Raw genomic sequence first — 21,440 nt, forward strand, 5'->3', positions numbered from 1 at the left:
GCAACATGCCTAACCATTCTTTTCATGCTAGTAGCCCTCATACCCTACCCCTGCTTTAAATAACACTAAATTATCAAATTGATAATTTTTGATAATTTTACGAAATTAAAACAGAACTCTATAGTGACTACATCGAAACACGATACGAATTAATCATCTGGGTTTGGGGAAAGTTATGAAAATGAATCACGTAGGAATTATGGTTGGCAATATGGATAAAGCGGTTGAGTTCTACACTCAAGCACTAGGTCTAAGTATCGTAATGAACAATACAAAAGTCATCGAAGAACGTGAGTCAGCAATCGGCCGTATGTGTATTGCCGTATTTGGTGAAGGCTTTAAAGGATTCAACATTGCACACCTTGTAACAACTGATGGCATTGGCGTTGAGCTATTTGAAATGAAGGAGCGCCAAGAACGCCACGAAGTCGACTTTTCTCGCCTAGGTATCTTCCACTTCTGTCTGCAAACGGACGACTTTGAAGGCGTAATGGAAAAGGTAAAACAGCTCGGCGGTAAAGTACGTATGGATGTGATGCGCTACCACCCTGAGGACGACAGTAAACAGGCGAAAATGGTTTACCTAGAAGACCCATTTGGTAACCTATTCGAGCTTTACTCACATACTTATGAAGAGACTTACGCTTCAGATTATGAGTAATAGTCAAACATAACGAATCTTAACGAAGGGTTGGTAAAGTGTATAACAACACTGTTGCCAGCCCTTTTTCATCGCTGATTTTAAACTGCTGAGTATTATAAGACCTACCCCATCCAAAAACTGACAACAAAACGGTTGAAATGAAGCTGGTTTGTAAGCCAATATGCCAAAATCAATCGAAAAGTCATGTTCAATGGAGTAAGAAATGTCGAAGAAAGTCGTTCAGTTTGAATACGAAAAAGAGACCAAAAACAGTGTGCGCTATAAAGAAGTTCCAGAAGAAGGAACCGCACCTATTGTTGGCTCATTGTATGTTCAGAAGTGGTTTGCTGGCGATAGTAAAAATATTGAAGTCACGATCGAGAAAAAAGACTAACCAATCACTTTGACACGGCCGACGTCGCCACTCTCTAGTCGTACCTTAATGCCATGAGGGTGGTTTGGTGACTTAGTTAAAAGATCTTTCACTATGCCTGATGTGAGTACACCACTACGCTGATCTTTTTTAAGCACAATCTGCACTGCCAATCCCGGACGAATATTTGTTCTTTGAGTTCCGCTCATTCTCTTTACCTTAATATTTTTCTACTATTACTGTCATTTCGATTACGACAATGAGCGCCAGTCAATATCGACGAGCACTCATCAATCAGAGCAAACGAATTACGAATTTCTTAACCAAATGTCAGAATTGCCATTGTCTTTTTTCTTACGTTTTTTCTTACCTAAACCGGCAGGTTTCGCAGTCGGTTTATTCGCTGCTAACATTTCTTCAGTAACAACATCATCCACTTCAAATCCAGCAACTTCTTCACGTTCAAGGCGGATTTTGTTTTTCTTCTCGATAACTTTGAAGTGATGATAATCTTCATAATCAAGCAGAGACAGAGCTAACCCCACTTCACCAGCACGACCACTTCGACCAATACGGTGCATATAATCTGATGGGCTTCTCGGCAAATCAAAGTTAATAACCACTGGAAGCTTTTCAATATCGAGACCACGAGCCGCAATATCGGTTGCGATTAATACTTCGATTTCACCCGATTTAAACGCTTCTAATATACGAGTACGAGAACCCTGACCTTTATCACCGTGGAACACTTCAGCTTCAATGCCACGTTTATACAGTTTATCGGCCAAATGCTCACAACTATTTTTGGCGTTAACGAACACGAGAGCTTGTCGCCAATCATTCTGCTTAATTAAGTGTGCTAACACCGCTGTTTTTTCACCTTTATTCACGGTAAACGCGCGCTGTACTAATGTGCTCGCATCCTCGCTTTGCAATTGAATTTCAACAGGGTCATTAAGCAGTTCTTGAGTAAGAGTCTGTACTTGCTCAGGGAAAGTAGCTGAGAACAAGAGTGTCTGTTTTTGCTTTGGCAGTAGAGCCAGCAACTCAGATAGCTCTTCAGTAAAGCCAAGGCTTAACATTCGGTCTGCTTCATCAAGTACTAAGGTCTTCACACGATCTAGCTTAATGGCATTGCTTGAAATTAGGTCAAGTAATCGACCCGGTGTTGCAACAAGAATGTCTGTACCACCACGTAGCGCAAGCATTTGCGTATTGGCTGAAACACCACCAAACACAGAAACGGTTTTAATCGCACCGTTAAAATGCACGGCATACGACTTAATGCTGTCAGCAACTTGTTTCGCCAACTCACGTGTGGGTACCAAAATTAGCCCTGAAACATAGTTACCTTTACCACTATGATTTTTACCAGATTCTTTTTGACCAAAAATGTCTTGTAACAGAGGCAATGCGAATGCCGCAGTTTTACCCGATCCCGTATTCGCCCCAGCAATTAAGTCGCGGCCAGCTAACACACTTGGAATAACTTGCGCTTGAATTGGTGTAGGTTGTTGATATTCAAGCTCAGTTAGACGGGCTAACAAAGGTTGAATAAGGGCAAGTTCAGTAAAGCTGTTTGGCTTATTGGTCGGAGTAGAAGCTGTAGTCATTCGGTAATAGGGCTCTAGGCTAAAATAGTGGCGTGCATTTTAGCGCATTTATGCTCTGTGAAGTAGATCAATGATTACTGTAATCAATATTTGCTGCTTTTTATTCGCATTTAGAATTCCGACAACAAAACCCTATTTCGAGCCGTTCTCATATTCCATTGAAATGGTTAATAAATTTCAAATAGTTAACGTTAAGAATGAACGACAAGGCTACTGTGAACAGTGTAATTGAATTAGTGACATAAATAACAACAAGATATACATACTTAATTGTTATTTGACCTCATATTAACCGCTTCCATATAATCAATACGCCATACCAAGATCTAATTTATAACGATTTCGTCATGCGTTCGGTATGCAAATATCTCGGTTACTTGTTAAATCATTACTCACTCAATGTGTACGACTTTTGGTGCACGTTTCACCATTATTAGAATTATAAATGACTATTTTCACGCCAAAAAAGCAAGTACAAAAAACGCCTGACGATCTAAAAAACAGATCTAAACAAGAGCTTCGCGCTTACCCTAGAATGCACATGAAAGGGACTAAAGCCTACATTAGACGGCGAACACTACTTTCAACTTATACACCGATGGAAATCATCGATCTCTCTAAAGGTGGGTTAGGAATCGAGTGCCGCAGTAAGTTTGAGATGGGAGAAAAAATTGAAATCAAGCTAGGGCCTAGAAAGCTACAGGGTACCGTTTCATATTTAAGGCAGGAACTGGGGAAACGTAACTTTAGAGTTGGTATTAAATTTGATAAAACGCTTGGAATATCTGACATGATTTTTATAGGCGCGCCATCTGAGTTTGTTTTTAGTTGATAGCCACTACTGGCAAACATTCATACACCTCGCCGTCCAGAAAGCAAAACTCTCAACGACCCAAACAACTAAGCGCCGTTTTTTCTTACCGATTTCGACAACGGGGCAACCAGTACACCTTACCCTAGTGGGTTATCAGTTAACCTGTTGATATGAAATATATTTAATAGTAGATTTTAGATTCGACTTTACCACTAAATAGTGGCTAATCGGCCAGTTGATATAACAACTCCTTCGCGAGGAGTGTTGTGGTCAACAAAAAGAAGTTAAGCCACTGTAATATATTACTGTTTTTAGGAGAGTCGGAGTTGAACCAATTGTGTGCTGATAGGAAGTAAATCTGAACTATTTAATAACAACTAAGATGAAGCTGAATATTTTGCTACCAGTAGCGTCTTGATTTCACAAGAATCTGACATTGATGAATGCCATAAGCTATCGATACAACCATCAAAATATTGTATTATCACACCCGTATTTATACTTATTAGGATTTTCTATGTTGATTCACGAATTTTCGAATAAGGACGTTACCGCTGAGCATGTGGTTTTAGCTCAAGCGATATTAGCAGGGACTGCTCAAGGAGATAAAAATAAGGCGCTACGCTTTATTAGTTTTGTAAATGACATCCCCGATGCGCCAACTATACAAAGCCTGATTCCACGCTTTGGTCAATTTATGAAGCGCTTTAAAGCCAACTGATATTCAGAATACATTACACAGGGATGTGTAATTAAGTTCACCAATTCCTCCCCCTAACCACTACCTATTTTTAAACTCTATCTGGCTCTCTGCTCGCTCTATATCTAGCTATTACCCCGTCATCACACTAGCGACAGTAGCTGTCACGGCTGTTTTAGCAGGTCCTCCACCAACTTGACTCCTCAATGCTGCGCCAGCCGCCGCGCCACTGCTAACACAATCGTTTTAGTTGTCATTATTAATATACCCTGATTAGTTTTAATGCTGATCGGCACAATAAATCTAAATAAGACTTATTACCATTCATGGTTTGAATATGATAATCTCTATTGATAATATTCGCTGTTAGAGCCCCTACATTGACGTTCTCGTTTACCCACAAATCCTTTCTCACGATCTGGACGATAGGCATCGCCATTGCAATTTCAAGTTTTCTAGTCGTTGAGTTTTATGAGTCTAGGCGGTTAAACGATCAGCTTGAAATACGATTTAACAGCAAGGTTAAGTCACTAGAGCAATCAATGAACTCTCTGTCTGAGCTTATCTACTCAAGCCAAAAGTTCATTCAAAATGGGAATAACCCTACACAGGCTCAGTTTCAGCACTTTCTTAAAGATCGAACAGGAATTGGCTCTGGAATCCATTCTCTATTTTGGCTACCACTGATCGCCCTTGATGATGTAAAACCGTTCGAACAGAGCGCTCAGAGCAATGGGTTGCTCGGCTTTCAACTCTTGCCTAATGTGGAACGAGTATCGTCGTGTGCAAAATGGTTAGATAATGCAACGCTACCGGTTTACTACATCTCACCCCAATTTGAAGCAAGTGATTATTTGGGCGAGAGGCTTGATACTCATTGTGATGATGCGGCCGCAATGAAACAGGCACTCTCTCAACAGACTATTGCGACCAGCCCTTTTAATGAAGGTGGCAATCACGGTATCAAACTGTTTCTACCCGTAGTAAGTGATAAGGGTACACTGCAAGGGTTTGTCGTCGTCAGTATTCTATTTCATGAATTTCTGGGTGTAACATGGCAAGGCGAAATCAATTCGAACGAGCTTAATATCTCAGTGGTTAACCTAAACCCGAACCAGCAATTTCACACTATTCTCTTCCAATCCCATCTTAATCTTGAGTTAAGCAAAACCCGATACTACCAACGAGAGATCACCTACTCACAGAAAGTGAGGCTGCTTAGCATCAACCAGCAATGGAAAATATCAATCTCTACCATTGATGACGGCATTGGCATGCTGATCTATGGTTCAACCGCTGTCGTATTAATACTGCTTCTGACAGCATCAGTATCATGGGGCTTTGGCTTCTACGCTCATCGACTCAAAATTTCTGATCAACTCGTAAAAGAAAAAACCCGAAGCCTTGAGATTCAAGCCACGCAAGATGAGTTAACTGGCTTATTTAATCGTCAGGCACTCAGTGAAACGCTTGAAAATCAGCTCACACAAATTAAAAAACAAGCGAGTGATGGCTTTTCAATTCTGTTTATCGATTTGGATCGATTTAAGATCATCAACGATTCAATGGGGCATATCATTGGCGATCTATTATTACAGCAAGTTGCCACGCGCCTGAAAAAAAACGCACGCCGAGATGACAGTTGCTTCCGCTTTGGCGGGGATGAATTTGTCGTATGTCTACCCAATCAGGTTGATGAACGGATTTTACAAGATCTCTGCTCACGTTTTTCAAAGCTGATTGCGAAGCCTTATATCATCAAAGGACAAACTTGCCATATTGGCGCAAGTATAGGTGTTTCTGTTGTCACTTCGGCATCTCAGCCCATAGCCAGTATTTTACGTGAGGCCGACACAGCGATGTACAAGGCCAAAAATTCTGGTACTGAAAAGGTGATATTTTTTGATGAGAAGATGTTCACTCAAGTTAAGCATCGTTTTGTGCTGGAGCAAGAGCTTACTACCGCAGTAAAGGAAGAGCAGCTCTCTTTGGCCTATCAACCTATTTATTGTCAGCAGACCGATCAAGTTTCCGGCTTTGAAGCACTGCTTCGCTGGGATCACCCAGAAAAAGGCTCTATATCCCCAGCGGAATTTATCCCAATTGCTGAAGAGACTGGGCTAATCATAAAAATAGGCGATTGGATAGTTAAGCAAGTGTGCCAACTATTAGAGCAGCTCTATATAGGTAACGCATACGCTAAACTGCCAAGAATCAACATCAACGTTTCCGCTAAACAGTTTGAGTCCGATCATATCGTTCATACGCTGCAGCACGCGTTAAGCAGGTATAAGTTTCCAACGAACTTGCTAGGTGTTGAAATAACAGAGTCTCTATTGTTGAGTAATTCATCATGTACCGTCGACGCACTTAATGAGATAAAGCGACTCGGGGCCACTATTTATCTCGATGATTTTGGTACGGGTTATTCATCCCTTTCAGTTCTTAGCGAGTACCCAGTCGATATTATAAAAATTGACCGAAGCTTTGTTCAATATATCGGGAACCCAAATCATAAGTCAGCAAAGCTGTGCCAAGCTATCATTTCCATGTGTCATACTATTTCATTGGGTGTCGTGGCGGAGGGCGTGGAAACTGAGATGCAGTTGGCCTCACTTCAAAAATTTGGCTGTAACTACATTCAAGGTTTTTTAAAAGCCAAACCCGTAAGCCAATCTAAGATGATGGAGTATCTCACCCTTAAAGCTGATGTGACATTTAACACTGAGTGATACTTATTAAAGAAACCTATTACAAAGTAGAAGGTTAGCAAAAGAGTCTTGACCTTACCCTAGGGGCAACCTCTATCATCGCATTGAATTTACTTTTGAAGGCTTGTCATGCGGTTATCTTCTATACGCATAATTTGGATCACGTTTGTTAGCATTATTGTAATGCTGACGACGAGTGTTGCCTCGAGCGCACCGATGATGACCTTCAAAATGCTCGATCACGACCAGCAGCTACAAAGTAATATTTCACCGTGTCACAGCCAAATATCTGCCGATGACTCACGGCACCAGCAGCACTCACTTTCCAAGCGCAACTCAATGCAGACACTGTCTGACACGATGAGTTCATCCCCCCATTGTGAAAGTAACAATGAATCAGCACACACCTGCTGTAGTGCCACTTGCGCAACCGTTGTAGTATTTACTCCGAACGTCACAACGCCACTTCTGTTTGATCATAAAAAATCACTCTTTTCCTCACTCTCACAAGGGAATCGAGTGTTGCGACCTCAGTCGCTCTATCGCCCCCCAATCGCTTAATCCAACTCTTATTTATTCGTATTACGATCTCTTAGTCTCACTGACCTAAGAGCGTAAAGAGTTTTTCACGCGCAGGATCTGCGCATGGATATGGATACCAAAGTGAATATCAAACCTACATTTTTAGTACTGACAATCAGTGCTGTAGTTGGTATTGCTGCGCCTGTATATGCCTCTGCAGTAACATCAGAGCAGGCTAATGCTAATACCATGACTACCGCTAACAATAAAACCACTAGCACTCAGATATCATTAGCTCAATTAATCGATATTGCGCTTAATACTGATAACGGCCGCAAGCAATTTCAAGCTCAATCGCATGCGATACGTGAAACGGGCATTGCCAGTGCCACTCTCGCTGACCCAAAACTCAAAGTGGGGTTTGGTGGCCTACCTGTCGATAGCTTTAAGTTCGACGAAGATCCGATGACCAACATCTCGGTTGGGTTGATGCAGCAATTTAGCCGTGGCTCTACACTTGATCTTCAACAGCGCCAAGCCAATCAACAGGCCGATGGCATGACACTGCAAATAGCCGCTCGAGAACTCGACGTCGCCAACAGCATGACTCAACTGTGGCTAGAGCTTGGCTACCAGCAACAGGCGCATAAAGTGCTGCTTGAGAACCATCGACTCATGCAAGAGATGGAAAGCTTTATTCAAACCAACTACTCCATTGGTAAAAGCGAAGCGCAAGATCTGTTGAATGCACAACTGCAAGTCAGCCAGATTGAAGAAAAGCTACAAGCGAACACGCAAATGCAGCATCGTTTGATTTCTCAACTGTCTGAGTGGCTAGGATCGGATTGGCTATATCGCACCGACTCATTACAAGCCAGTAATCAACTAGATTGGGGGTTACTTGAGCAGCGTTTAGCTAACTCTACAGACTCGACCAAACACTACCAGCAGCTTAACCAGCACCCAATGGTTCAAATGGCCGATGTCGCTATTTCTACCAATCAAACTCAAGTCGAGATTGCTGAGCAATCTTATACTCCTCAGTTCGGTGTCGAGGTCATGTACGCCTATAGACAGGCCAATGGAATGATGGGTGACCCTGCTTCTGATCTCGTCAGTGCTTACGTCACAATGGATGTGCCTCTGTTTACTGGTAACCGCCAAGACAGACAGCATTCGGCGGCGCAATACCAAGTTGGGGCTGCTAAGTCTCAAAAAGACACCCTACTTAGCCAAATGAACGCCAAGGTAAATACGCTACTTATCGACAAGAGTAACCTTGAACAGCGTCTGGATCGCTATCAATCTTCGCTACTTCCCCAAGCAAAATCTCGCTCTGAAGCCGTGGAAAGAGGCTATCAAAACAATACGGCACAATTTAATACTGTCATTACTGCCAGCCGAGACGAACTGGCACTGCAGCTTGAGCAGCAACGTCTTCTCACCGATTTAAACCTCGTCAACAGCAACCTAGCTTCGCTGCTCGGTGGGTTCGATTTCAATGTTGAACTGCCAAATTTAAACAGTAACGAACAAGGTGCTCATCAAAACCAATCTGGTGCAGAGAGTTCACTCACAGACACTCAGCAGTAAGACGTAAGAATTAGGAATAGATTATGAAAACAATGCAAATTGCAACGCTTGCTCTTCTTATTGGCGGAGCTATCGGTTTTGGCGGAGCTATTAGTTTAGGTACTGGCCACTTCATCATGCCAACAGGCCACGATATGAGTGCTATGGCCTCTTCTGACGCAAAAGGGGCAGACGAGCCTCTCTATTGGGTTGCTCCAATGGATGCGAACTATCGCCGTGATCAACCTGGTAAATCACCAATGGGGATGGACCTTGTCCCTGTCTACGCGACAGATCTTGCAGGAGAAAATGAAGAAGCAGGCACGGTCACTATCAACCCTGCTGTAGAAAATAACCTTGGGGTCAAGACGGCCTCAGTGACGCAGGAAAAGCTATCGCCTCGTATTGAAACCGTCGGCTACGTGGCGTTTGATGACAGCCTAGTTTGGCAAACCAACGTTCGTATCGCAGGTTGGGTTGAAAAGCTCAACGTCAATGCTATCGGTGAGCAGGTAAGTAAGGGTGACGTACTGTTTACGCTTTACTCCCCTGAGTTAGTGAAAGCACAAGAAGAACTACTGAACGCCTACCGTGCCGGTCACAAAGGTCTGATTCGCGGTGCCACCGATCGTTTAACTTCATTAGGCGTTGATAAAGAGCAAATCAAACGAATCGTCAAAGCGAACCGAGCTTCTCAAACAATCGATATCAAAGCGATAGCTGATGGCGTCATTGCCAGTTTGAATATTCGCGAAGGGGGCTACCTCTCTCCTGCTCAAACCGTAATCAGTGCAGGCCCACTTAATGAAGTCTGGGTAGATGCAGAGGTCTTTGAACGTCAATCGCATTGGATCACCACAGGCAGCCAAGCCAGCATGACACTTGATGCGATACCGGGGCAAGAGTGGCAAGGCGTCGTGGATTACGTTTACCCAATCCTAGACCCGAAAACTCGTACTCTTCGAGTGCGACTGAAATTTTCTAACCCAGAAGGTGAGCTAAAACCAAACATGTTTGCCAATATCGCCCTTCAACCTGAGTCCAGTGAGAGTGTTCTAACGATTCCAAGATCATCGGTTATTCGCTCGGGTGGGATGACACGAGTGGTGCTCGCTCAAGGCGACGGTAAATACCGCTCAGCTCGAATTGAAGTTGGACGCGAAGCCGGTGAAAAAGTCGAAGTCATTCAAGGTCTCAACGAGAGCGATCGCATAGTGACTTCCGCTCACTTCATGATTGATTCAGAGTCGAGCCAATCGGCCGATCTTTCTCGCATCAATGGTGTAGAGCCAGCGGCTGAGACCGCATGGGCGAAGGGTGAAATCACCGATGTGATGGAAGGCCATCGCATGCTGACCATCAACCACCAGCCAGTACCTGAGTGGAATTGGCCGGGAATGGTGATGAATTTTAACATTGCCGAAGGCGTTGACATGTCTCAACTGAGCAAAGGCCAGATAATCGCATTTGAAATGCAAAAAAGCGAATCAGGGCAGTACGATGTTGTCACCCTTAACGTCGACGACACGGTTATTGCCAGTGAGTTATGGGTAGATGGTGAGATCTCTATGCTGATGGCTGACTTTGGCATGATCACTCTCAAACACGCCGAGGCGCCTGAGTGGAGCTGGACAGCTGGCGAAATGAACTTTTCGGTTGGGGACGATGTCGATTTATCTGGTTTGGTTGAAGGCCAGTCGGTGCGATTTCTAGTAAGCAAAGACGGCGCTGATGTCTCTTTAATCGAAATTGATACTCACGACATAGGGGATAACCAATGATTACCGCCATTATTCGATGGTCGATCAATAATCGATTCTTGGTTTTAATTGCCAGTATTTTCCTCACATTGGCAGGGCTTTATAGCGTTAAAAACACACCGGTTGACGCGCTGCCTGATCTCTCTGATGTGCAGGTCATCATTAAAACCAGCTACCCAGGGCAAGCACCTCAAGTGGTGGAAGACCAAGTCACCTATCCACTGACCACTGCCATGCTTGCAGTGCCGGGCGCAGAAACCGTTCGCGGTTACTCCTTCTTTGGCGACTCTTATGTTTACATCATTTTTAACGACGATACCGACATGTACTGGGCTCGCTCTAGGGTATTGGAGTACCTAAGCCAAGTAGCCCCTAACCTTCCAGCTAACGCCAAGCCAACACTAGGGCCAGATGCTACCGGTGTAGGCTGGGTATACAGTTACGTATTACAAGACAAAACAGGTCAACACGACTTGGCAGAGCTTCGTAGCCTGCAAGATTGGTTCTTAAAATACGAACTGCAAACCGTAGAGGGCGTATCAGAAGTTGCCACGGTAGGAGGCATGGTCAAACAGTACCAAGTGCAAATTGATCCAGCCAAGCTCCGTGCTTACGACCTTACCTTGCAGCAAGTCAACATGGCTATCCAAGACGGAAACCAAGAGACTGGCGCATCGGTTGTTGAAGTGGCCGAAGCCGAACATATGGTTCGCACGACTGGCTATTTAAGCAGTATTGAAGATATTAAATCGCTACCGCTTAAGGTCACCGACAAAGGCACACCTCTGTTGTTAGGTGACATTGCCGAAATCAATACAGGCCCACAGATGCGTCGCGGCATATCTGAGCTTAATGGTGAAGGTGAAGCCGTAGGCGGCGTCATCGTGATGCGCTTTGGTGAGAACGCCAGTGAAGTCATCGACAACGTTAAGAGTAAATTGAACGAGCTTCAACAAGGCTTGCCAGAAGGTGTAGAAATAGTCGCGACCTATGACCGATCTACGCTCATCGATGCTGCTGTCGAAAACCTATGGCAGAAACTCATTGAAGAGTTCATTGTTGTTGCTGTTGTCTGTGCTCTGTTCTTATTCCATATCCGCTCATCACTGGTCATTGCGATCAGCTTGCCTGTCGGTATCCTTAGCGCCTTCATCGTTATGCATTGGCAAGGTATCAACGCCAACATCATGTCACTCGGTGGTATCGCCATCGCGATTGGTGCCATGGTGGATGGGGCGATAGTCATGATAGAGAACGTACATAAGCACATTGAACGCACCCCACTGACGGATAAAAACCGTTGGCAGGTTATCAGCAAAGCGGCCGAAGAGGTCGGAGCGCCGTTGTTCTTCTCGCTGATTATCATCACGCTCAGTTTTGTTCCGGTATTCGCACTAGAAGGACAAGAGGGCAAGATGTTCTCGCCACTCGCCTTCACTAAAACCTATGCAATGGCGGCATCGGCGGGGCTGGCAATCACTTTAGTACCAGTTCTTATGGGTTACTTTGTTCGCGGTAATATTCTTCCAGAAAACAAAAACCCAGTGAACAAGGGGCTTGTGGCGCTCTATCGCCCAATACTGAATCTAAGCCTTAAGTACCCAAAACTCATCATTGTTGCCGCTCTAGGTCTAATGGCGTCGGCCTATTACCCAACCAGTCAGCTTGGTAGTGAGTTCATTCCACCATTGGATGAAGGCGATCTGATGTACATGCCAACGACTTATCCAGGCATTTCCATCGGTAAAGCGCGTGAGTTACTGCAACAAACCAATAAGCTGATTAAAACCGTTCCAGAAGTGGAAACCGTTTGGGGAAAAATTGGCCGTGCAGATACAGCGACTGACCCAGCGCCACTGACCATGATTGAGAGTGTTATTCAGCTAAAACCGCGTAGCGAGTGGCGAGAAGGAGTCACCACCGACTCACTGCGCGCTGAGTTCGACAATCTAGTGAAGTTCCCAGGGTTAACCAACGCATGGGTTATGCCGATAAAAACTCGCATCGATATGCTGGCAACGGGGATTAAAACGCCAATTGGTATCAAAATCGCGGGGCCTGACCTTAAAGTAATTGAAGGTATTGGTGCTGAATTGGAGCCCATTCTAAATGCATTACCGGGCACCGCTTCTGTCTACGCCGAACGTGTCGCAGGTGGCCGCTATGTCACTATCGACATTAAACGGCTCGCTGCTGCACGATATGGTTTGAGCATCAAAGAAGTTCAGCAAGTGGTATCAACGGCAGTTGGCGGTATGAAAGTAGGTGAAACGGTTGAAGGGCTAGAGCGCTACCCTATCAATGTCCGCTACCCGCAAGATTATCGTAACTCTGTTGTGAAGCTACAAAACCTACCTCTTGTGACAGCAAATGGGGCGCGTATCGCACTCGCCGATGTTGCCGATATTCGCTATGAAGACGGTCCTCCAATGATTAAAACCGAGAACGCCCGCCCGAACGGCTGGGTCTTTGTGGATATCGATGGTCGAGATCTTGGTTCTTACGTCGTAGAAGCTCAACAAGCGGTTAGCGAACAGTTAGATCTTCCGGCAGGCTACTCCATTGCATGGTCTGGTCAATACGAATACATGGAGCGCGCGAAAGAGCGATTAACCATGGTGGTACCTGTCACGATTGCCATCATCATGTTGCTGCTTTACCTGAGTTTCAGACGTGTTGGTGAGGTACTGATCATCATGGGGACCTTACCACTTGCGATGGTTGGCGGACTTTGGTTGATGCACATCCTTGGCTTCAACTTCTCAATAGCTGTTGGGGTTGGTTTTATCGCCCTTTCCGGTGTTGCGGTAGAGATAGGCGTCATCATGTTGGTGTACCTCAACCAAGCGTGGCACTACAAAAAGCTTGATGCCCAAGAAGAACGTAAACCACTGACTTCACAAGACCTTACCGACGCCATCGGTGAAGGGGCAGGCTTGCGTGTGCGCCCGGTCATGATGACGGTTCTTACGGTCATCATTGGCTTAATCCCAATTATGTATGGCGACGGCACTGGCTCTGAAGTGATGCAGCGTATCGCGGCCCCAATGATTGGCGGTATGGCCTCGGCGTTACTTCTCACATTACTGGTACTTCCTGCCGTATTCCAACTATGGAAACGCAGAGAAATCACGAACAACCCATTACCACCAACAAGCAGCCAATAAAAAGCAACCAAATTCACGCGGGCCGTGCGCAAGCGGATCGCATTACTTGCTAAAAATCAGAAACCAAACATTAAAGAATAAACATAAGGAAACAACAATGAAAAAATCACTGATCGCACTGAGCATCGCAATACTCTCAACCTCTGCTTTTGCAATGAAGATGGACCACGGCAACATGGATCACGGGTCGATGGACCATGGAAAAATGGACCACTCTAATATGAATAGTTCAATGATGGATATGGAAGGAATGTCAGCCGTAGGCATGCCAGCAACCGGCGCTCAGCCTGACAAAGTAGTGCACGTTATTTTAAGTGATGACATGAAAATCACCTTTAAGAGTGATGTGACAATTGAGCCTAACGATGTGGTTCAGTTTGTTGTGATGAATACCGGTAAAATCGAGCACGAGTTTTCTATTGGCTCGATGGATGAACAAATCAAACACCGAGAAATGATGAAGATGATGACCGAGCATCACGATCATAGCGACGTCAGTACTGTGATGGTACAGCCAGGTAAAGCAAAGCAGCTTTTATGGCACTTCCACGGGGATAACAACGTTGAGTTCTCTTGTAATATTGCGGGTCACCATGAAGCAGGGATGACGAAAAGTGTTCTACTTTAGAGCTCTTCCCACTTTACTCAAGTACTAAACAGCTAATGTACTAACTACAAACCTACAAACCACTATTTCGCTGGCTAAGCATTAGTAGCCAGCTTCCCACTCACTACGAAGCACGCCGTACTTTATCGAATCAAAGTACTCGCCTTGGTAATAACGAACTTTACGTAATCTCGCTTCCTGCTTAAACCCCAGTTTTATTGCCAGCGCCATCATTCTTGGATTTCCCGACCAAGTCGTCATACCTACTCGTTCAATATTTCGAGTGATAAATAAGTTTGTTACCCAAAGCGGTACAGCCAAAGCAGCAATACCTTGCCCCCAGTAATCAGAATCGTAGAGGACGATACCCGCTTCTAGCCAACGAGTCTCTTCACACTCCCAATAGCAGTTGACCGTACCGACTGGAATCTGATTTACCGTTAATAGCTGCATATCTAGACCTAATACTAGCTTTTTAAATGTGCTCTTAGCGAATTCGTCTAGGGTTGGATGAGAATAAGAAAAGTATGGGCCATTAAACTTAGTCCACTCACCGTTTGTGGTAACTAGGGAATATATTTGCTCAAGTTCTTCAGGAGTTGCTGGTCGAATAGCAATAGACTTTTCAAACATTCGGCCTCCTATAATCGATTAAAATTTACTTGCACTTAACGTTAACTCAAATGGTCCAATTACAAAATGCCACATGTTAAGTGTACGTCTGGTCACTTTATGTTAACTTTCCACACCAGAACTGTGGAATCAATAGGCTATAATCTAAACATGGATAGAAGACGAGTTATTAGAGGCTTTACGCTCATTGAGTTAGTGGTCTCTATCGTGATTATAGGTATTCTTGCTGTTGTTGCTGCCCCTAGATTTTTAAACCTAAAGAGCGACGCTGTCGCTTCGACTGTACTTGGTGTGGGAGGCGCTTTAAAGTCAGCACTAGACCTAGCAAACGCACGCATCGAAATAGATAATGCCGACACCAGCATCGACTACTCTGGCCAAACCATTTCTTTAACTGAGAGAATGCCAGCAGCGAGCGCCGGAACACTAAGAGCATTATTGCAAATAACCGTTCCTGAATCATGGACTAGAGATTGGGAAACGATTCCCTGCGATGAACCTGAATTTTGTATATTAGGCAATATGTTCGTTGGAAAATCGGGTTATGTTGAAGTGCCAGGTTATCCGTTAGGCTCCAACGGCGGCTTAGACCGAGCCTCTTACATTTGGCCAAAAGGCTACACTTTAAATTCAAATGGATGCTATGCATTTTATATTAACGAAGCATCCAAAGAAGTGAATCACTCAGGTTCTATCGTTCTAGGTTGTTAAAGTTCACTGCTTTTAACAATCAATATGTAGACACAGCTCAATTTCTCGCCCTTCAATCAGATCACCTGTTACTTTAAAACCACAGTTTTCATAGAAGCTTTGAGGGCTACCTTTGCCAGGAACAACACTGGTAAATAGCGTAGTAATGCGAAACTCCTGTTTCAGTTCAGAACCTAATACTTGAATTGCTTTACGACCAAATCCCATGGACTGGTGTGACTCATCGAGCATCAATCTCCACAACGCAAACTTGCCAGTTTTAGTATTTGCATCCACAAGAATAAAACCAACAGGCGCATCATTAACATATATGCCCCTATACCAAGGAAACGCCATAAAGTTAGCTTCAGCTAAAGAGATAGAATTGCTATCCACATGATTAACTTGCTCTGGTGCTACTTGAAGTAGGCAGATTTGATAGAAGTTTTCTCGGGTGATTTCTCTTAGTTCTAAGTCCATCTTATTGAAATTGCCTTGAAAGGTTGTCGACGTAAAGCAAGGCCACCTTAGGTTTAAAGTGGCCGCTATAATTGTTCTATTTTAGAGGGTCGTTATCGGGTAACGCGTTATGAATCCACAGTGCCAATCGTTTTTTAATATTTGCACCGTCTAGCTTACTCTCAGGCAATGGCGTTATTTGATTTACGCCAACTAAAAATAAATAGACCCCTTTCACTTTAATAGGTGCGGATGACTCTGGTAAATCAAACCCTTGCAGTTTTGCCATCTTAGAGCCGACTTCCAATGCCTTTTTAACTAACTTATCTTCATTCATTATCTTTGCGGTTTTCGACATATCATCACTCTCTGTATCGATTGAACCCAGAGTATATCAAACAGAAAACTCTACGAGATTACACTTGTCTCAATTTAAAAAGTCTCTTTTTAATTATCACCTAATGAACAAGAGCAACGCAGTTAAGCACAACAAAGCTTTAAATGAGAAACCACATAGGATGTGAATGGGATAGTTCCTTTACATTTATATGAACTTATCAATCACTTGCCTGGTTTTGTCACTTATTCATCTTTTTATTCATTTTAATTTAGCTTTCTTTTTGGTCGTTGGTGACATAATCAGCGCGATGAAATTCGATACCTATTTAGTAGAGGCTCTATGAATATTAAACTCGGTCAAATCATGACATCCAGTCGTTTAAGCTGCTTCGTCGCTTTCGTTGGCGCTACCTTTGCTTGGGTATTGAAAATGCCAACCTTACTTGTTCTGTCCGTCATTTTTCTACTATTCAGCGCCGTGCTATATCTCGCTGATAATTGGAAAAACCGAGTAAAAGAGATCGACGCCTAAACGGAAAAGTCGAATTAATTTAGCTTTGGTTTCTTGAGAACAATTAAAAAGGGAAGCGTATTCGCCTCCCTTTATAGCATTATGAAAAACAAATCTAAGGCTTAAAAATAAACACCCAACGCTTTCAGTTCTTGTTCACATTGTGCCGCGTTTTCAAACTGGATTGCAGAAATACCGACCGCCTTCGCGCCTTTCACATTATTTGGCATGTCATCGATAAAGACTGTCTCTGAGGCGAGAATATCGTGCTGTGATAATAACGAGTCATATATTTCTGGTTGAGGCTTTAATAGACCCACTTCAGCCGAAACCATCGCACCTTCAAACAACGCCCAAAAGTCATACGTTGCCTGCAAATGAGAAACAATCTCCACCACATTATCCGTGAGTGCATAAATATGGTATCCCGAACTTTTTAAGCGCTTAATTAACTCAACGCTACCGTAAATCAGAATCTGAGATTGTTTCACGTAATAGAAAAGCCGCTCACAATCTTCAACAGATAAATCATACTGAATTTGATACTGAGTTTTAGCATCCGATTCGGTGATGAAGCCTTTGTTCAAATCAAGCCAAGTCTCACTTTGAAATAATGAAATAGCCAACTGCTCAGGCTGTTCAATCGTACCAAACGTTAGTCTAATAATTTCAAGTGGTGACCACCTGACAATGACATTTCCCACATCAAAAACCACATTCTTAATACCAACAGACGCCATGCCTCTTCCTCTTAGTTAATTAACACCTACAATCACTCGCCTTTAAACTCCGGTAAATAACACTCAACGCTATTCTCAATAGACTCCATCAAAGATGGCTATTTTACTCCCAATCTTAAGGACAAAAAACAAACAAACAAACAAACAAAAGTAAATTTTCCTCATACAAATATGTAAGTAACAAATTCAAGAGTTATCGATATTTCAAGACTATGTACTATCTCTAGATTATCTAAAAATCCTTCACCAATTAAAAATTTCGACACCGCAAGTTGACTAAAATCACACGTCGAAGATAAAGACTATTGACGGAAATACTCCACTTCTTTTATATAGACTTATATATCGAATAATACTAAGAAGATCAGTCGAATGAAGATAAAAGTCTCAATACTTGCAACGCTTATGCTGTCTCAATTTTCTGCTCATGCGAGTGCCGATGAATGTGGTGATATTACAATTGCCGACATGAACTGGAACTCCGCAAGCTTAATGGCCCATATTGATCAGTTTATTCTCAACAATGGTTATATGTGTGATGCCGAATTAATACCGGGCGACAGTGTGCCAACGGGCACCTCCATGATCGAAAAGGGGCAACCCGATGTTGCGCCTGAACTTTGGACTAACGGCATTAAAGAGGCGTTAGATAAAGGGGTTGCTGACAAACGCCTACGCTACGCAGGAAAATCTCTCGTCGATGGCGGGCAAGAAGGATTTTGGGTTCCTTCTTATCTTGTTGAACAATACCCTGAAATGGCAACCATTGAAGGTGTCATCAAGCATGCAAATCTGTTTGAGCACCCTGAAGACAAAGAAATGAATGCCTTCTATAGCTGCCCGGCCGGTTGGACTTGCCAGATTACGTCTGGGCACCTTTTCGATGCAATGAACCTAGAGGATCATGGCTTTGACATGGTTGACCCGGGAACAGGCGCTTCACTGGCGGCCACCATCGCAAAAGCGTACGAGCGTGAAAAACCTTGGTTTGGTTATTACTGGTCGCCTACTCCTGTTCTTGGTAAGTACGACATGGTCCAAGTCGATTTTGGTTCAGGTATTGATCTCGAAGAGTTCCAAAATTGCACCACTCAGCCAGAGTGTGAATCTCCAAACGTGACCATGTTCCCACCCGCTCCTGTTCATACGGTAACAACAGAGGCGTTCGCTAAAAATGAGCCACTTGCTTACGAGTACTTTGCTAATCGCGGGTTCACCAATAAGCAAATGAGCCAATTATTAGCATGGATGGAAGACAACCAAGCGGATGCGGAAGAAGCGATGTACTACTTCTTAGAAAACTACGCTGACACATGGAAGACATGGGTTTCAGATGACGTGGCATCTAACGTTGAAAATGCACTTTAAATAGTACTTATGGAAAACACCTGAGTTTTTAAACAATAAATTCAGGTGTTTTTCCTCAATTGACTCTCCATCATGTATCCCCTAACCTCCAAGTAACCCTGCAGATTCGACCTGCTAGTAACTTAAAGCTTACAAATATGAAATCTAAAGATATCTCTAACTTGTACCTGTTTTGCCAAGCCGTTGAGTCAGGTGGATTTTCAGCGGCGAGCCTTGTCACCAACGTATCAGCTCCGACACTGTCTAGAGCTGTCTCTTACTTAGAAGACCAAGTTGGTGAAAAGTTGGTTCACCGGAACGCCAAACAGTTTCAGTTAACCACCTCTGGCGAAGAATACTATCAGCGTTTTGCGCCTATTTTTGGTCAACTTGACGAGCAATGGTTAGAGCTTTCCAATACTCAACCGACTCTCACAGGCGACATACGTATCTCCTGCCCTGAGCCCTTCGCTGATTTTTTTGTGCAAGAGCTTGCGATAGAGTTCATGTCATTGCACCCCGATGTGAATATATCAATTCAATTTCTTCCAGATACCGAGCACTTTTTTGATAAGCAGATTGACCTTGCAATTGTGACTACACCAACACGCGCTGAACACCTAGTTCAACGTAATTTACTCAAGAGCCAATTGGTTCTTGCAGCTTCCCCTAAATATATCGAGCAATACGGTGAACCAACACGCATTGAACACCTCCTTGAACATAAATTGCTTTCTAGCAATAAAATGACTCAGTGGGAGTTCAAACAGGAAGGTCAGTGGTTAAAAATCCCTCCCTCTCCTCGGTATTCAGTAATTAGTGTTCGATTGATTATTCAAGCAGCACTTGCAGGAATCGGCATTTGTCTCATTCCGATTGAGTCTTTCAATAAATTTAAAGCAAATGGAGAACTTATTGCGTTACTCCCAGACGTCGAATGCCCTATTGGCAGTTCCTATCTGGTATGGGCAGACCGAAAACTAGCCTCTGCACGCGTTACCGCATTTAAAGAGATGATTCTCGATCGGTTTAACGATCCTGAAGAGTTTTTATCTTCTCTTTCTCAACCAAAAGGTTAAATTTATTGCTAAACCCTTAATCGTTCATTTTTGAATGATTAAGATTCAACACTGTCTATTTTTGAATCCTAGCCGTGCGAGTAATATTGTTTTCAACGAAGAGTGATTCAGACCCGAAGTTCACTCACGGTACACCAACTCTAGCAGGTATCATTATGAAAACTATCGGACTTACTCTTATCGCAGCGCTAATCTCAATTCCAACAGCTATGGCTGGTCCTGCGAATAATTCGAACCTACCACCAAGTACTCAGAATCACATCATCGAGGCGAAACACGTATTAGCAGAGCCTCTGGCGTATTCAGACCCTAGTGAGAAAACTGGCGGTGGCTTTACTTACGATGAAGACGAGCAACGTACAGGCGAGCGTTTCGCATACCTTGATCCAAGCGAGAAAACCGGTGGTGGATTCACGTACGATGAAGATGACCAAAGTACTGGTGAGCGTTTCGCATAACGTGCAGGCCTAATGCGGAAATGTCTCGTCCCAAAATACGGTGACGGTTTTTGTTAAGCCAGTAGTGCCAACTATTGGCTTGTTTCAGTATTCAGTCAGAGCCTAAACGTTAATACAAAAACGAGAGCTACAGTGAGCTCTCGTTTTATTGTTCTTGAAGGTTACAATTACTTAACCCGCAAACTCTTCAGAATCTGGTCGATGAGTAAACTGCACACCATTTAAGAACGAACACAGCAACTGATCTTCACACACTTTGTAGTTCTTGTTATTTGGCTTGCGGAAATAAGCTCCAATCTCATACTTACTTAAACTAATGCCGACCACTTCCAAAACATCAAGTACGTCTTCCGCTTTCATGTTCAATGCAATACGCAGTTTCATGAAAATCATATTGTTTGTAAGTTCGACTTCAGGCTTGGGCTGATCACCGTCCTTTTTTCCACGTTTAAGATTGATAAAACCATTTAAAAATACAGCGAGATCTTTGTCTTTCATTTTAGTAAACGATTTATCACTCTCTTCTTTCAAAAAGTCAGCTACTTTATCGTGAGCCACAGTGACATCTGCTTGCTCAAAAGCTTTGATAATTTGAGAGTTCTTAAGGTTTAATGCATGTTGGATACGGCGAAAAAGTTCGTTGTTAGTCACAGGATGTCCTAAAAAAGGGTCAGGGGATAAGTATAGTTGAGGGCGACTCTA

Annotated in this window: 22 protein-coding genes; 15 read left to right on the top strand and 7 right to left on the bottom strand. The window is 43.5% G+C overall.

Features of this window, described 5'->3' with window-relative positions:
- The first annotated feature begins 175 nt into the window (after positions 1 to 175).
- Positions 176 to 661 carry a VOC family protein gene (locus L4C54_RS08565; protein ID WP_428807841.1) on the top strand — a complete coding sequence of 162 codons (486 nt, stop codon included), beginning with the start codon at positions 176 to 178 and terminating at the stop codon, positions 659 to 661.
- A 205-nt stretch (positions 662 to 866) separates the two neighbouring features.
- Complete coding sequence (locus L4C54_RS08570; protein ID WP_428807842.1) at positions 867 to 1,037, top strand: hypothetical protein; 171 nt, start codon at positions 867 to 869, stop codon at positions 1,035 to 1,037.
- Here L4C54_RS08570 and L4C54_RS08575 read toward each other — a convergent pair.
- Both L4C54_RS08575 and L4C54_RS08580 read right to left on the bottom strand, forming a co-directional pair.
- Positions 1,034 to 1,225, bottom strand: coding sequence for a YwbE family protein (locus tag L4C54_RS08575; RefSeq protein ID WP_428799625.1), 192 nt, complete (start codon positions 1,223 to 1,225; stop codon positions 1,034 to 1,036). The genes L4C54_RS08570 and L4C54_RS08575 overlap by 4 nt on opposite strands.
- A gap of 99 nt (positions 1,226 to 1,324) precedes the next feature.
- The gene (locus tag L4C54_RS08580; protein ID WP_428807843.1) at positions 1,325 to 2,629 is read right to left on the bottom strand and encodes a DEAD/DEAH box helicase; all 1,305 of its coding nucleotides are present in this window, start codon (positions 2,627 to 2,629) and stop codon (positions 1,325 to 1,327) included.
- A gap of 445 nt (positions 2,630 to 3,074) precedes the next feature.
- Here L4C54_RS08580 and L4C54_RS08585 point away from each other — a divergent pair, with 445 nt between their 5' ends.
- The 8 genes from L4C54_RS08585 to copI all read left to right on the top strand — a co-directional run bounded on the left by L4C54_RS08585 (position 3,075) and on the right by copI (position 14,503).
- Complete coding sequence (locus L4C54_RS08585) at positions 3,075 to 3,461, top strand: PilZ domain-containing protein (protein WP_428799623.1); 387 nt, start codon at positions 3,075 to 3,077, stop codon at positions 3,459 to 3,461.
- A 499-nt stretch (positions 3,462 to 3,960) separates the two neighbouring features.
- Positions 3,961 to 4,164, top strand: a complete 204-nt coding sequence (locus L4C54_RS08590; RefSeq protein WP_428807844.1) for a pyrophosphatase — start codon at positions 3,961 to 3,963, stop codon at positions 4,162 to 4,164.
- A gap of 521 nt (positions 4,165 to 4,685) precedes the next feature.
- Entirely contained in the window at positions 4,686 to 6,875 is a 2,190-nt protein-coding gene (locus L4C54_RS08595) for a bifunctional diguanylate cyclase/phosphodiesterase (RefSeq protein ID WP_428807845.1), read from the top strand.
- Between the two features lie 162 nt (positions 6,876 to 7,037).
- Entirely contained in the window at positions 7,038 to 7,415 is a 378-nt protein-coding gene (locus L4C54_RS08600; protein ID WP_428807846.1) for a hypothetical protein, read from the top strand.
- Between the two features lie 90 nt (positions 7,416 to 7,505).
- On the top strand, positions 7,506 to 8,969 hold the full coding sequence (locus tag L4C54_RS08605) for a TolC family protein (RefSeq protein WP_428807962.1): 1,464 nt from the start codon (positions 7,506 to 7,508) through the stop codon (positions 8,967 to 8,969).
- Positions 8,970 to 8,992: 23 nt separating this feature from the next.
- Positions 8,993 to 10,729: an efflux RND transporter periplasmic adaptor subunit gene (locus tag L4C54_RS08610; RefSeq protein ID WP_428807847.1), complete on the top strand. Its 1,737-nt coding sequence runs from the start codon at positions 8,993 to 8,995 to the stop codon at positions 10,727 to 10,729.
- Positions 10,726 to 13,875 carry an efflux RND transporter permease subunit gene (locus L4C54_RS08615; protein ID WP_428807848.1) on the top strand — a complete coding sequence of 1,050 codons (3,150 nt, stop codon included), beginning with the start codon at positions 10,726 to 10,728 and terminating at the stop codon, positions 13,873 to 13,875. Before L4C54_RS08610 ends, L4C54_RS08615 begins: the two co-directional genes overlap by 4 nt.
- A 97-nt stretch (positions 13,876 to 13,972) precedes the next feature.
- Complete coding sequence (gene copI, locus L4C54_RS08620; RefSeq protein ID WP_428807849.1) at positions 13,973 to 14,503, top strand: copper-resistant cuproprotein CopI; 531 nt, start codon at positions 13,973 to 13,975, stop codon at positions 14,501 to 14,503.
- Positions 14,504 to 14,584: 81 nt separating this feature from the next.
- Here the strand turns inward: copI and L4C54_RS08625 are convergent, their stop codons facing one another.
- The gene (locus L4C54_RS08625; protein ID WP_428807850.1) at positions 14,585 to 15,115 is read right to left on the bottom strand and encodes a GNAT family N-acetyltransferase; all 531 of its coding nucleotides are present in this window, start codon (positions 15,113 to 15,115) and stop codon (positions 14,585 to 14,587) included.
- A gap of 150 nt (positions 15,116 to 15,265) precedes the next feature.
- Here L4C54_RS08625 and L4C54_RS08630 point away from each other — a divergent pair, with 150 nt between their 5' ends.
- Positions 15,266 to 15,826: a type II secretion system protein gene (locus L4C54_RS08630; RefSeq protein ID WP_428807851.1), complete on the top strand. Its 561-nt coding sequence runs from the start codon at positions 15,266 to 15,268 to the stop codon at positions 15,824 to 15,826.
- Between the two features lie 12 nt (positions 15,827 to 15,838).
- Here the strand turns inward: L4C54_RS08630 and L4C54_RS08635 are convergent, their stop codons facing one another.
- The gene (locus L4C54_RS08635; protein WP_428807852.1) at positions 15,839 to 16,285 is read right to left on the bottom strand and encodes a GNAT family N-acetyltransferase; all 447 of its coding nucleotides are present in this window, start codon (positions 16,283 to 16,285) and stop codon (positions 15,839 to 15,841) included.
- A 76-nt stretch (positions 16,286 to 16,361) separates the two neighbouring features.
- Complete coding sequence (locus L4C54_RS08640; protein WP_428799613.1) at positions 16,362 to 16,622, bottom strand: DUF5062 family protein; 261 nt, start codon at positions 16,620 to 16,622, stop codon at positions 16,362 to 16,364.
- A gap of 321 nt (positions 16,623 to 16,943) precedes the next feature.
- Between L4C54_RS08640 and L4C54_RS08645 the strand changes: the two genes are divergently transcribed.
- Entirely contained in the window at positions 16,944 to 17,135 is a 192-nt protein-coding gene (locus L4C54_RS08645; protein ID WP_428807853.1) for a hypothetical protein, read from the top strand.
- Between the two features lie 101 nt (positions 17,136 to 17,236).
- On the opposite strand, the gene L4C54_RS08650 is transcribed toward L4C54_RS08645, so the two are convergent.
- Positions 17,237 to 17,854 (bottom strand): HAD family hydrolase, encoded by a 618-nt coding sequence (locus L4C54_RS08650; RefSeq protein WP_428807854.1) that lies wholly within the window; start codon positions 17,852 to 17,854, stop codon positions 17,237 to 17,239.
- Between the two features lie 372 nt (positions 17,855 to 18,226).
- Between L4C54_RS08650 and L4C54_RS08655 the strand changes: the two genes are divergently transcribed.
- The 3 genes from L4C54_RS08655 (at position 18,227) to L4C54_RS08665 (ending at position 20,738) form a co-directional block, all read left to right on the top strand.
- Positions 18,227 to 19,222, top strand: a complete 996-nt coding sequence (locus tag L4C54_RS08655) for an ABC transporter substrate-binding protein (RefSeq protein WP_428807855.1) — start codon at positions 18,227 to 18,229, stop codon at positions 19,220 to 19,222.
- A gap of 137 nt (positions 19,223 to 19,359) precedes the next feature.
- The gene (locus L4C54_RS08660) at positions 19,360 to 20,280 is read left to right on the top strand and encodes a LysR family transcriptional regulator (protein ID WP_428807856.1); all 921 of its coding nucleotides are present in this window, start codon (positions 19,360 to 19,362) and stop codon (positions 20,278 to 20,280) included.
- A gap of 86 nt (positions 20,281 to 20,366) precedes the next feature.
- Entirely contained in the window at positions 20,367 to 20,738 is a 372-nt protein-coding gene (locus tag L4C54_RS08665) for a hypothetical protein (protein WP_428807857.1), read from the top strand.
- 171 nt (positions 20,739 to 20,909) lie between these two features.
- On the opposite strand, the gene L4C54_RS08670 is transcribed toward L4C54_RS08665, so the two are convergent.
- Positions 20,910 to 21,389 (bottom strand): YehS family protein, encoded by a 480-nt coding sequence (locus L4C54_RS08670; RefSeq protein ID WP_428799598.1) that lies wholly within the window; start codon positions 21,387 to 21,389, stop codon positions 20,910 to 20,912.
- Positions 21,390 to 21,440 lie beyond the last annotated feature (51 nt).

Origin of the sequence: Vibrio lamellibrachiae (assembly GCF_050337265.1) — a bacterium.
GTDB lineage: Bacteria > Pseudomonadota > Gammaproteobacteria > Enterobacterales > Vibrionaceae > Vibrio > Vibrio kyushuensis.

Excerpts from the sequence above, each read along its gene's own strand:
- L4C54_RS08565 (WP_428807841.1), top strand. The coding sequence starts at position 176 with ATGAAAATGAATCACGTAGGAATTATGGTTGGCAATATGGATAAAGCG.
- L4C54_RS08570 (WP_428807842.1), top strand. The coding sequence starts at position 867 with ATGTCGAAGAAAGTCGTTCAGTTTGAATACGAAAAAGAGACCAAAAAC.
- L4C54_RS08575 (WP_428799625.1), bottom strand. The coding sequence starts at position 1,225 with ATGAGCGGAACTCAAAGAACAAATATTCGTCCGGGATTGGCAGTGCAG.
- L4C54_RS08580 (WP_428807843.1), bottom strand. The coding sequence starts at position 2,629 with ATGACTACAGCTTCTACTCCGACCAATAAGCCAAACAGCTTTACTGAA.
- L4C54_RS08585 (WP_428799623.1), top strand. The coding sequence starts at position 3,075 with ATGACTATTTTCACGCCAAAAAAGCAAGTACAAAAAACGCCTGACGAT.
- L4C54_RS08590 (WP_428807844.1), top strand. The coding sequence starts at position 3,961 with ATGTTGATTCACGAATTTTCGAATAAGGACGTTACCGCTGAGCATGTG.
- L4C54_RS08595 (WP_428807845.1), top strand. The coding sequence starts at position 4,686 with ATGAACTCTCTGTCTGAGCTTATCTACTCAAGCCAAAAGTTCATTCAA.
- L4C54_RS08600 (WP_428807846.1), top strand. The coding sequence starts at position 7,038 with ATGCTGACGACGAGTGTTGCCTCGAGCGCACCGATGATGACCTTCAAA.
- L4C54_RS08605 (WP_428807962.1), top strand. The coding sequence starts at position 7,506 with ATGGATACCAAAGTGAATATCAAACCTACATTTTTAGTACTGACAATC.
- L4C54_RS08610 (WP_428807847.1), top strand. The coding sequence starts at position 8,993 with ATGAAAACAATGCAAATTGCAACGCTTGCTCTTCTTATTGGCGGAGCT.
- L4C54_RS08615 (WP_428807848.1), top strand. The coding sequence starts at position 10,726 with ATGATTACCGCCATTATTCGATGGTCGATCAATAATCGATTCTTGGTT.
- copI (WP_428807849.1), top strand. The coding sequence starts at position 13,973 with ATGAAAAAATCACTGATCGCACTGAGCATCGCAATACTCTCAACCTCT.
- L4C54_RS08625 (WP_428807850.1), bottom strand. The coding sequence starts at position 15,115 with ATGTTTGAAAAGTCTATTGCTATTCGACCAGCAACTCCTGAAGAACTT.
- L4C54_RS08630 (WP_428807851.1), top strand. The coding sequence starts at position 15,266 with ATGGATAGAAGACGAGTTATTAGAGGCTTTACGCTCATTGAGTTAGTG.
- L4C54_RS08635 (WP_428807852.1), bottom strand. The coding sequence starts at position 16,285 with ATGGACTTAGAACTAAGAGAAATCACCCGAGAAAACTTCTATCAAATC.
- L4C54_RS08640 (WP_428799613.1), bottom strand. The coding sequence starts at position 16,622 with ATGTCGAAAACCGCAAAGATAATGAATGAAGATAAGTTAGTTAAAAAG.
- L4C54_RS08645 (WP_428807853.1), top strand. The coding sequence starts at position 16,944 with ATGAATATTAAACTCGGTCAAATCATGACATCCAGTCGTTTAAGCTGC.
- L4C54_RS08650 (WP_428807854.1), bottom strand. The coding sequence starts at position 17,854 with ATGGCGTCTGTTGGTATTAAGAATGTGGTTTTTGATGTGGGAAATGTC.
- L4C54_RS08655 (WP_428807855.1), top strand. The coding sequence starts at position 18,227 with ATGAAGATAAAAGTCTCAATACTTGCAACGCTTATGCTGTCTCAATTT.
- L4C54_RS08660 (WP_428807856.1), top strand. The coding sequence starts at position 19,360 with ATGAAATCTAAAGATATCTCTAACTTGTACCTGTTTTGCCAAGCCGTT.